The organism is cyanobacterium endosymbiont of Epithemia turgida isolate EtSB Lake Yunoko (assembly GCF_000829235.1).
Classification (GTDB): Bacteria; Cyanobacteriota; Cyanobacteriia; order Cyanobacteriales; family Microcystaceae; genus Rippkaea.
The window spans coordinates 1,201,813-1,213,941 of record NZ_AP012549.1; the positions used below are offsets into that span (position 1 = coordinate 1,201,813).

General features: G+C 31.9%; 7 protein-coding genes. 1 reads left to right on the plus strand and 6 read right to left on the minus strand.

Annotated elements, in window-relative coordinates; all coding sequences use genetic code 11:
• Nucleotides 1–357: 357 nt before the first annotated feature.
• The 3 genes from ETSB_RS03735 to smpB all read right to left on the minus strand — a co-directional run bounded on the left by ETSB_RS03735 (nt 358) and on the right by smpB (nt 6,127).
• Nucleotides 358–1,329, minus strand: a complete 972-nt coding sequence (locus ETSB_RS03735; protein ID WP_044106376.1) for a glycosyltransferase family 2 protein — start codon at nt 1,327–1,329, stop codon at nt 358–360.
• Between the two features lie 322 nt (nt 1,330–1,651).
• Nucleotides 1,652–2,875, minus strand: a complete 1,224-nt coding sequence (locus ETSB_RS03740; RefSeq protein WP_044106377.1) for an argininosuccinate synthase — start codon at nt 2,873–2,875, stop codon at nt 1,652–1,654.
• Nucleotides 2,876–5,659: 2,784 nt separating this feature from the next.
• The gene (gene smpB / locus ETSB_RS03745; RefSeq protein WP_044106379.1) at nt 5,660–6,127 is read right to left on the minus strand and encodes an SsrA-binding protein SmpB; all 468 of its coding nucleotides are present in this window, start codon (nt 6,125–6,127) and stop codon (nt 5,660–5,662) included.
• Nucleotides 6,128–7,147: 1,020 nt separating this feature from the next.
• Here smpB and ETSB_RS03750 point away from each other — a divergent pair.
• Nucleotides 7,148–8,344 carry a DNA double-strand break repair nuclease NurA gene (locus ETSB_RS03750; RefSeq protein ID WP_044106381.1) on the plus strand — a complete coding sequence of 399 codons (1,197 nt, stop codon included), beginning with the start codon at nt 7,148–7,150 and terminating at the stop codon, nt 8,342–8,344.
• Nucleotides 8,345–8,626: 282 nt separating this feature from the next.
• Here ETSB_RS03750 and ETSB_RS03755 read toward each other — a convergent pair whose 3' ends face one another.
• From ETSB_RS03755 to ETSB_RS03765, 3 genes are all read right to left on the minus strand, one after another.
• Complete coding sequence (locus ETSB_RS03755) at nt 8,627–9,190, minus strand: TIGR04376 family protein (RefSeq protein ID WP_044106382.1); 564 nt, start codon at nt 9,188–9,190, stop codon at nt 8,627–8,629.
• Between the two features lie 992 nt (nt 9,191–10,182).
• Nucleotides 10,183–10,827: a M23 family metallopeptidase gene (locus ETSB_RS03760; RefSeq protein WP_044106383.1), complete on the minus strand. Its 645-nt coding sequence runs from the start codon at nt 10,825–10,827 to the stop codon at nt 10,183–10,185.
• Between the two features lie 747 nt (nt 10,828–11,574).
• Nucleotides 11,575–12,057 (minus strand): low molecular weight protein-tyrosine-phosphatase, encoded by a 483-nt coding sequence (locus tag ETSB_RS03765; protein WP_044106385.1) that lies wholly within the window; start codon nt 12,055–12,057, stop codon nt 11,575–11,577.
• Nucleotides 12,058–12,129 lie beyond the last annotated feature (72 nt).

Genomic DNA, 12,129 nt, shown 5'->3' on the forward strand with positions numbered 1-12,129 from the left:
GAAGTTATAGTCTAGCAATAGTTGTTAACTATGAATAAAATTAGGAAAATTTGTGGTTGTTGATCCTGTTAGAATTTCTAAGTTTAAAGTACAATTAACTGTAGTTAAATTACCAATATTAGCAATTTTTGGAAGTGACAATCGAAGTATTCCCGTTAGTTAAGCAGAATAGTTGCTTAAATCTATGCCCGACTCCGGCTAAGTACTTTTGGAAAATGCCGGACACGATTGTTATATAAGGAGGACAGAAATACTTAGGGCTCATTTTTTAAAATTTTTCAAATCTCTCAAGTTTTCTTAAAACTTATTCAGTGCAGGTTGCACTACTTATAGCGTGTTAACTTCTAACTTCGTGACTTATTCATTATTAACAGTCAAACCATAACAATCTCGCACAAGATAGAGAGGACGTTCTTTAACTTCCTCATAAACTCGACCCAAATATTCTCCAATTACCCCTAGGCTAATTAATTGTATTCCGCCCAAAAATAAAACGGTCACCATTAAAGATGGATAGCCAGGGACATCAACTCCTGAAACCAATGTCCAGACAATTAAAAATAATCCATAGAAAAAAGCGAACAAAGATAACAATACCCCAACATAACTCCACACCTTCAAAGGAACCATACTAAAAGATGTAATTCCATCAATAGCAAAATTCCAGAGTTTCCAGTAATTCCATTTAGTTTGTCCTTGGTAACGAGGAGGACGATCATAGAAAATCGCTGTTTCTTTATATCCTACCCAAGCAAATAACCCTTTCATAAAACGGGTTCGTTCAGGGATTTTTTTAAAAGCCATGACCACTCGCCGATCCAAGAGTCGAAAATCTCCAGTATTTCTAGGAATAGGAACACAACTCATTTTACTAATCACTCGGTAAAACATATCGGCTGTAAAGCGTTTAAGCCAACTTTCTCCTTGACGTGATCGCCGTTTAGCATAAACGACATCATATCCTTCGCGCCACTTGGCAATCAGTTCTCCAATTAATTCTGGGGGATCTTGTAAATCTCCATCGATGGGAATAACAGCTTTTCCTCGAGCATAATCGAGACCGGCGGTTAAGGCGATTTCTTTGCCAAAATTACGGGATAGTCCAATTATTTTAATTTTGGGATAACGTTGATGATAATCAATTAAATTCGTAAGGGTATTATCTCGACTTCCATCATCAACACAAATAATTTCATAAGTCAGATTTAATTGGTCTAAAACTGATAACAGTCGCTTAAAAAGCTGGTCAATATTTGGTGCTTCGTTATATAAAGGAACAACGACCGATATTTCTATTGAATCCATCATAGGGTCTATAGGATGACTCATCGTCAGAGAGGAGCTGCTTGTAGATATATTTAAAGTGATTACTCAGTCAAAATATTGGCTCTTCTAGGATAGCTTTGATAAAATAACAATAAATAAAAGTTAACAGTCTTATTTTATAAAGTTTTCTAAAATACTAAAAACTTGATACTTATAGAGATAAAATTTTTAGTATTGTAGAATACAGTCAAGAATAAAAGTTTGAGAAGTTATTAGCTGTTAATTTATCAGACTTAGTCTAAACAAAATAAAATGTTTAGCATGAAAACTATGATAGAGGTCTAATATCATTAACCCCTACTAATAAAAATGTATTTTACGACAATTATGACTTTCTAGAAGCAACTAGACTTTTAGACCTTTGCGCCCAAACTCTAGTAGGAAGTCCCCAAATGTAGATAAACCCCTCAGCTGCCTTATGATCAAAGTCATCATCTGTCCCATAGGTAGATAAATTCGGACTGTAAATAGAATTGTCAGAGTAGCGACCTACAATGACGGCGTTCCCCTTAAATAATTTGATCCGAACTGTTCCCGTAACACGGTCTTGGGTTTGGTCAATAAAAGCATCGAGAGCTTCTTTTAAAGGACTATACCATAACCCTTGGTAAATCAGTTTACTGTAGGTATCACCCACTCCCTGTTTATACTGAGTCACATCAGCAGTGAGGGTCAAACTTTCTAGGTCGCGGTGAGCATCAATTAACACCAATAATGCAGGAGCTTCATAGATTTCCCGCGATTTGATGCCTACAACACGGTTTTCAACCATATCCAGACGACCAATCCCATGATTACCTACTGTTTCATTCAATTGACTAATCAAAGTCACGGAATCGAGGATTTGACAATTAAGACTAACAGGAATTCCTTTTTCAAACCCAATCTCTATGTATTCAGGCTCATCAGGAGTATCTACAATCGCTTTAGTCATTAAATAGATTTCTTCGGGAGGTTCGGTCATTGGATCTTCTAATGTACCGGCTTCAATACTACGTCCGAGGAGATTACGATCAATACTGAAGGGAGAAGATTTTTTAACGGGGAATTCAATGCCGAATTTCTCCCCATAGGCGATAGTTTCCTCCCGACTCATGTTCCATTCCCTTGCTGGCGCGAGAACTTTTAGTGCAGGATTAAGGGCGAGGATACCTAAGTCAAAGCGTACCTGATCATTTCCTTTAGCGGTACAACCGTGGGCTACTGCATCCGCCCCATATTTTGCTGCCGCTTCTACTAAGAGCTTAGCAATTAAAGGACGAGCTAATGCAGTGAATAGAGGATAGCGATTTTCATAAAGGGCATTCGCTTGAATTGATCGAAATCCGTAGTCTGTGACAAATGTTTCTTGAGCGTTAGACACCAAAGACTCTAAAGCACCACATTCAATAGCTTTGGCTTGAATGGTCTCTAATTCATCCCCTTGTCCCAAGTCAGCAGATAAGGTGATTATATTTTTTACCCCCCACTCTTGTTTGAGATAGGGAATACAAACAGAGGTATCAACTCCTCCAGAATAGGCAAGAATAACTTTATCAGCACGACCCATAAAAATTTATCCTTAACAAACAACCATTGAGGTCATTTTACTGGAGTTAAGAGTTTTTAGTTATAAGTTCTTATCAAGAATACAGAACAATTAAGAAATTTAGGAGTTATGTATTGACAGATAAACTTAGATATAGTGCCAGTGAAAATACGAAGTGATGGCTAAGAATAAATAGCAAAAAGAGTTAAAGAAATTACAGATTTGGTGAGACTATCAAAAAACACAATTGGGAAAGCAGTTTTCAGATAGATTGTTCAAGGACTAGAAGGATTGCGGCAAAAAGATAAAATACCTTGAAAAGCTATCAAAAAAATAAACACCTATGTTGATAGCCAACAATTATCTAAGACTTAAAAACAAGAAAAATCAGTAAAAAAATAAATAAAATAGCGATATATAGCTAATAAAACATTGTAAGTATAAAGTAATAAATACGGTGATTATTCTTGATGATTACTCAGTACATGTAAGTAGTTGATTTAAATTACAACCTGGACAATTTTAAGAAAAATAGTTATATTTATATTTTTTACTAACCTCTAGTATAGAATTAAATATTCTAGAAGGAATAAAATAGCATTAAATAAAAGTTAATAAAATTATTATAGGGATATGTTTAAAAGAATTAATTAAGCTGAAGCATTTAAGTAAAGTTTATTTTTTATTTAAAAAATAAGAATTTAACATATAAAAATTAAACTCTAGTTATTTAGATATATCAATATAAAATTTTGTCTATGTTAACTTTTATTTATCCATATTTACGACCGATATTTTTGGTTTATTTAGCAGTTTATTCCTGTTAGGTTTATTGAAGGCTTGAGTAGTTTATTAGTTAGCTATAATTATTTTAGTATAAAAAATAAATTTTTGAATAGAAAAGAAACTAATATCCGAAGTAAATATCTTTTTATTCCTGTCTTTTATAATTGGTTTAAGTTGGTGAATTAGTCAATAAACAATCAGGTTTGATCAATAAAAAAATAAAAGCTAAAACTATACAGTTGATAGCATAACAACTAAAAAAATATCAGAAGTATTATTGGTTTTCACCAACTTAGAAAAATTAGAAGTTTGACTATTAAACTTAAAGTATAAATTTTGTGAAGGACTCATTCCGATAGGTTGGAAAGTTCAATCAACTCAGGATAAGTCAAATATAAGAATTCATCCTATTTTTTTTATGTTTATGGCAATGATCATTGGACCTTTAGCAACTAGCCAATAACAATCAAATTAATTCAATTAAATTATGCAGTGTGGACTAATTTAATTGAAAATATAGCGTTTATCGTAATTAAAAATAAAAAGTGTAGTACTTCTACTTCGAAGCTATAATCTCTATACTATATTAGTGTGATAACTTATATATATATGAAGTTACTCACTTTAGGATAGAGTAAAGATAGAATCTAGTAAAAATTATACTTATTATCTTTTAAGCCGATAAAAAGTTATCTATATATTTTTAAAATAATATTTAAAAATATATGGAAATTAATTAAATAAAATTATTCTATTTAGTTCTTAAACAAGAAAACATATTACCTTTAATTATAAAATTAATTTCCATTAATAATTTACCATAAAACCATAGTCAAATCCAAAAAAGTGGTAGTGACTCTATCTATAGCAAACCTTTAAAATACTTTATTTTATTCTTCTTTAGCGCGAGCAACGACGCAAACTAATTAGTTAAATAAGTGATAATTATTAATAAATTAACAAAGACACAAAGTGGAAACCTATTCACTTCACTTATTGATTTAGCTTTTATTAAATAGATAATTTTTAACTAAAACTATCTATATTTAAGGAGTTTTAATTACATTAAATGGGAATATTTTTTAAAAATATATTCTAAATATCACTATTCAAAATATATTCAATTATTTTTATTTTAAATTTTTTAGGGATTTAAATATTATTTAACTGTATTTTTACATTTGTTAAATTCAATTTAACGATAGCTTATCTTGTACGATATATCTTTTGAAACTTAATATAAATGTATTATTTATACCATAAGCTAAACTGACTTTTAATATTTTAGTACTCTAAAATATTTTTGTATTTTATGAACTGAAAATATAATAAAAAAAGTATAGATTACACTTTACTCAAACAGTAAAAAATACTTTTTTTTTAATAAACTTTAATAGGTTTCTGTTCTTATATAATTAACTAAGTTTTACTTTTTGGGCTTGTACATAAGGTTTAAATTATTTTAAGTCGATTTAAACCTTTTTTATTGAATTTTTTAAGAATACATACAAGACTTCTTTTATTCTGCTAGAAGCTTTATTTTTTAACAAATAGTTTTAAGACAATTCTCCATGAGTTGTAATCACTGGCTTAAAGTTTGATAAAACCATACATCACATCAGAAAAATGGTAACACCTTATAATGATGAGTAGTAGTAACAACTCATCATTATAACGAATAAAAAGTGTATTTTCTATACTTATGTATAATCAATTAGTAGCTAATAAATTCTAATATTCTTGTTCTAAATGTATTTTTTTACTTGAGAAATTTTTACATAAACAAAGTTTTTAGTTTTTGATTATTACGATCTTATTATAGCCAGTCTAAATAACAAATAAAAGCTATCTTTATACATTGAATTATGTCAACAGGCTAATTACTTAGGAGACAAAAAGAATGACAACTTTAGCGACAAAACCGAGTTAGGTTCACAATTGATTGCTAGCTAAATGTGGTATAAAAATATGGTATTAAAAGTACTACACAAACACACTTAGGATTTCTTTTGTTAATACCTAATATTGTTTCATTGCCCGTGATATTTCTCTTTCATCCTGACGGCGTTTGATGGTTTCTCGTTTGTCATGAAGTTTTTTGCCTCGTCCTAAACCTAAACTGACCTTAACTAAACTTCCTCTAAGGAATATTTTGAGAGGAACTAAAGTCAAGCCTTTTTGCTCAATTTTTCCAATCAACTGATTAATTTCTTTACGGTGTAACAACAATTTCCGACTCCGGCAAGGATTATGATTAAAATATTGACTACTAGCTTTATAAGGCGAAATATTAACATTAAGTAACCACGCTTCCCCTTTTTGAATTAACGCATAGCCATCACCCAGATTAACTTTACCTGCTCGAATGGACTTAACCTCTGTTCCTACCAATGCAATACCCGCCTCGTAAGTTTCTGAAATTTCATAAAGAAAACGGGCTTTGCGATTGTTGCTAATGATTTTGATTGGTTGTTTTTGATTACTCATAGGACTTCAAGTGTAACATTATTTTTCTTCAAGGTTACAGTTATGACTCTTCCAAATTAAGTATGTTCAATTAGCAGTTAATAACTTCTATAATTCTTATTATAAATGCATTATGCGACTATAAAAACTTTTTTATAAAAATAAAGTTTTTTAAATATTAAAATTCTTGCAAAACGAGCTAAGAAGAGTTATCCTCCTTTTTAAGGATAAGGTAAAATAAATCTAAAAATAGATAATCATTGTTTCTTGTGAGGCTTGTGATTCATCAATATTAATGACAAATTAAGGTTGAAACAATTTATTTAAAATACCTATAAAAGTATATTTTATTTTCTCATTTGGCTCGTCGTACCTAGTTCTAGAGTACTTTATGGAAATGATTAAAATATCAAGCAATAAAAGCTTAATAATGTTATGAGCAAATCTTGATCTAAATCTCTATTCATTCGTGCGTGTATTAGTTAATTAATTTAGCTGATGTTTAAAGTTAAACATATTCCCTTTTTAAGAACCTAATTAACTTAACAAACGATTTGTAATAGCAATCTTTAATCCGAGCAATAGTATAGTGATTTATTATGTATAATTAAACAATAGCTAAACTAATATAGTTGTAGTTTATATATTAACTATATATGAATATAATAACAAACATATTATTCGTCTTAAAAACGTTATCTATTAAACTTGTAATTTATTACACCCTATTATGATAGGACTGAGATTATTCTTGAATAATAGTAAATTTTTTTGAAAGTAATATTACTGATACAGCTAAATAATATAGTTTATTTATTGCAATAAGTTACCAGCAAAATAAAAGAGTTTATTCATACTTTACCCTATGAAAACACCTATTTTATTACAAGTAGTTTAACATATTTTTTTTATTGCGAAAGAAAAGAACAGTAATCGAACATAGATAACTAAAATTTAATATAGATAAGATTATAATTTTTGTACCTGTTTATAAAGAAATATTGATCAGTTTATTGAATAATATTTATTATAATTATTGAGATGCTTGATATCAACAAAATTTTTCAAAAAATACCTGAAATTAGTCAACATTTTCGACAAGAAGTAAATGCTAGTTATGTACGATTGGAAAAAGCAAAAAAAATCTTACAGAAAATATACGATAAAGAAGCCGAATTAATTCAAAAATATGAGAAGTGGCGTGATTGTCTACTTTTTTCAGCAGCTGTTCCTATCGAACCTCTAAATACCCGAATTAGCCTAACTTTACCCCCCTATAGGCATACTGTTTTTGCTACTGATGGCTCTCAAATTTCTCCTTCTCACCATGAAATCGCGTATTGTTATTTAATAAATGTGGGCCGGGTGATGCTTCATTATGGACAAAATTTACATCCTTTACTTGACAGTCTACCTGAAGTTTATTACCGTCCAGAAGATATTTATCTCGCCAACCAATGGGGAATTAAAACAGAAGAATGGATAGGATATTGCCGTAGCGTCTTAGAAGCAGAAATTCTTGCCGACATGTCCTGTCGTTGGGTGAACCCCCCAGGGGCGCATCAAGAACCTAATTTAGCAATGGTGGACGGTTCGTTGATCTACTGGTTTTTAAACGGATTACCCAAAGAAGCACGAGACCACATTCTCTCCTCAATCCTAACAGCTTGGGAACAGTTACATAAATCACGAATTCCTATAGTAGGTTATTTAAGCGCATCTCGTAGTGTGGAGAGTATAAACTTTTTACGGTTACACACTTGTCCTTTTAAGACCCCAAATTGCTTGACTAATTGTGGAGACTCAGAAGAAAAAAATTTGCCTTGTCAAGTAATGAAACCTTTACGGGATATAAACCTTTGGGGACAATTTTTAGAACCTGGCCAACGAGGTCCTTTCTGGCGTAGTTCTCAACGAATTCTAGAATTATATAAGGAAGCGCAGCAGATTTATTTTTGTTACGTTAATCTGGGATCAGAAATTGCCAGAGTGGAAGTTCCCGCTTGGGTTGTCAAAGATAAACCCTTATTAGAACAGGCTTTAGGTATTTTGTTAGGACAAGTCAGTAAAGGTTATGGTTACCCTATCGCTTTATCTGAGTCCCATAACCAAGCTGTTATTAGAGGAGGTGATCGAATGAGATTCTTTGCTCTACTCGAACAGCAAATGATCCGTGCTGGGTTACAGAACGTTGGAACATCTTATAAAGAACTTAGAAAACGAGGAAGTATTGCTTAATTGATATTTTTTGAAAGTCTTAGTTCTTCCCCTCATGGAAAAACCAGAAAATACTCTTCTTATCTTTCCATTTTCTTCTTTGTAGAGAGAGGTGATTATGACTCTTCTAGGCTGAGCATGATCTATCAGTAACCAACAACTTCCAAAACTCTTGTTATAAAAGAATTCTATAACCATAAAAACTTTATCAAGTAAGACTTTCAGCCTTTTTACTATAAATTTTTTATATAGCGAAACTAAAAAAGTCGTAATTACACATCTTTGAATATAAAGTGTCTGACTCTAAAAATCTTCTTTCAATCTATTTAACTCATCATCAAGTTCCCACTTTTGAAATTCAGCTTCCAGAGGATCAGTAGCCTTATTGTAGAAATATGAATTAATCTCTTGATTCCAACCAATATTACTGTAATTTTCCTTGGCGTAAGCCACTTGAGTTTGTGTAACTTGGTTTTGAACCTCTTGTTTACGTTTTTGAATTTGACGAAGTAGTTCTTTAGTTTTAATTATTTGTTGTTTTGCCCCTTGCATTTGTCCCCAAAGCTGATTTCCTTGACGCAATAAAGTTGCTTCTCTTTGTTGGGCAGGTTCTGCTAAATCTAAACGTCCGACTGCTATAGCTTTAGCAATTCTTCGGTGCCACCGTTGAATATCTTGAGCCACAGTCAAAATATTATTTTCTAAGTATTTTTTTTGTTTTTCTAATTCAATAATTAATCTTAGCGTTTCTTTTTCCTGTTCTCGTAGTTGTTCCAGAAAAGCTTGTAACTCTAGATGAGGATTATTCCTGAGGAATTCTTCAAGTTGTGTTTCGAGAAATTGACTGAAATTTTCAAAAATATTCATACAACTATTAACTAATTTAAAATTTTTACTCTACTTCAAGATAGCGTGTTTGCCCCTTAGGATAAATAACTACTTTCTAATTTTGTACTTCCATCAATATACAACCACTTATTTCAATAGACTCTTTAAGCAAGAAACACTGGCTAATACCATTATTGAGTAAAGAAGATAGAGAGATGATGTGTTTTATTTGAATAATCCCACTAACTTGTAGGCAGAATTTTTTATGGCAGTCAATACTGATAAAATTGCCACCGAACTTGATCACTTATAAAGTTTTTTACCCAATATTGAGTGAGATACAAACCTAGGGCGAAGAAGTTGGTGATCGATTTGGAATAGGAATAGGAGTGACAGAAGACAGGGAAATAATTAGAGATGATGCTTTTTCTGAGAAAGATTCCTGTGACAGATAGACACTTGATTATTAGACTTAACTGGAATTTGAGGATTAGGTTTTGTATCAATAACCTTCATGGACTACTCTAGATACGCAATAAACTGAGTATAAGCTGGGGATAAAAGACTCAAAATCGTCTTTTATTCTTGGTAATTAGAAAGAAAATAAATAACTGTAGCTGAACCAACCATAATACTACTAAAATAAAACAGGTTTAATCTACTTTAAAGAGTATTTTCCCAAATTCTATAGTATAAAACGACCGCTTTTAATTGGATTCACAAGTTTTCTTCACAGTCTTACTGGATCTATTTTTGATTAAGCAATTAAACATAAATGAACAACACTATGTTAGGAACTATTAAGAAAATAGTAATTCATGAGAGCTGATAATCATTTAGGATTTCAAAAGAAAAATAAAATTTAAATTAAGTTCCGAAAAAATATGTAAATTTCAAAAAAGAGACAAAAATAAGGATTAAAAAATGAATGAGTTCTCTCATTCATTTTTTAATCCTTATTTAGAGTTACTGACTTATTGTTAAACGAAAATAGATCAATTCCATCCCAATACAATCATTCACCTAAAATTCTAGTCCTCAACTCGCCATTCTCTATTGCCCATCCTAGGCAATCTACTATTAGGAACTTCTAACTGTGAAGGACGAGTGCGAGGATTTCTACGAACATTAGTGACCCCATCAGGTTCAGGTAAAAAGGCAATAGGATCAACCGGCATTTTTCCCTTAGGGTGAATTTCAAAATGTAAATGGGGCCCAGTGCTATTGCCAGTACTTCCCATTTCAGCAATTTGTTGTCCTTGTTCAACTTGTTGTCCGCGACGAACTAAAAGCCGACGGTTATGTCCGTAAAAACTGATGCTACCGTCAGGATGACGTAATTTTACCAAAATTCCGTAGCCTTGAGAATTCCATCCGGCTGAAATCACTACTCCGGTAGCGGCTGCAAAAATCGGGGTTCCCATTGGTCCTGCAATGTCAATTCCTTCGTGCATATTGCCGTAACGTATTCCAAAACCAGAAGTCATTCGCCCCTGAGTTGGCCAAATATAACCTGTAGATATTTGAGGATTTTTCAGTTTATACCGGTTAGAGGTATTGGGAGAAAATTTTATCCTACCGTTTGAGTCTCCCGACGCTTCAACTATATTGTTACAAAATACGGATAGGAGCAAGCTAACACTCGTTAGAGCTAATCCCGGAGATAATCGTTTCATATGTTTCAAGAGAAATTCAAGTCTTATGAGTAAGAAGGTTTTGTTAAAAACTTTAAAATGTTGTGAAATTACTTTACTTGATATATGTCAGAACGTAAAGGCCGCAATAATGGCTGACCTGTTTCATACATAAAACCTATGCAATTCTTTAGAAAAGTATTCATCTTAAATTCATGGTACAACCTAGAAAGTTAACTTCTTTTCATCTTTTATGAAGCGCACTTAAAAGGGTTAATTTTACCTCTAAACGGAGTGTCTAATTTTTTGTCAAAATATCTCTTTGATTACATATAATCAAAGAGAAGGAAGATAACTCGTCTGAAGAAAGCCAACAGTTACAACTTTGGGATACTCTTCCTCAGTTTTCAGAAAAGATAAAGATTCTCAAGTAAATTGTTGTGAACAATGATGCTCAAGAGTTACTTTAAATCAAACTCTATTACAATTTCAATACAAACACTAATCAGAGACATTAGCCTTAATTTATTTATGAACTACAATGGGCGATTACCTAACAGTTTAAGTGATTTTTATCTATTCAATAAGATAGAAATTGATAGTAGTCGTTTCATTGATCGTGATACTATGTTATCCCTACAATTAAGATAATTCTAGAATAGCTTACCTAGTGTTGATGATTGCTTGCAGAGATATACCGGACGGATAAAAGTCTAAGACATGGAGAGTGTTCTAACTGTCGTATCGCCCCCTATGATTGGGTTGAAAAAACCTCATTTATAATGCTCATTAAGGATAAAGATGATTTCGACGAATTTCTTCTAATAATCCTCCACAAGCATCTAATAATAAATCAATTACCTTATCAAACCTTGCTTGATTTCCATAATAAGGGTCAAGAATTTGTTTTTCGTTGTATTGTGTCATAAACTCAGATATCAAACGGACTTTATTCTTATACACTCCTTGAGAATCAAGAGCTAAAATATTTTGATGATTTTCTTGATCCATTGCTAAAATCAGGTCAAACTGTTTAAAGTCGAACCAATCAAATTGCCTAGCCCTACCCCGAAACTCAATTCCCCGATTCAGTGCAGCAGATTTCATTCTACGATCTGGGGCGGCGCCAATATGGTAACTTGATGTTCCCGCCGAATCACAAATAATCTGATCTTCTAGATTCGCTTCTTTGATTAGGTGGTTCATAATATTCTCCGCTGCCGGAGAGCGACAAATATTACCAAGACAGACAAACAGCAATCTGTATACCATGAAGTTTACATCTCAAATACCTTAAGACGACGATTATAACTGAATTTCAACCAGGATACCCTAGATTACATG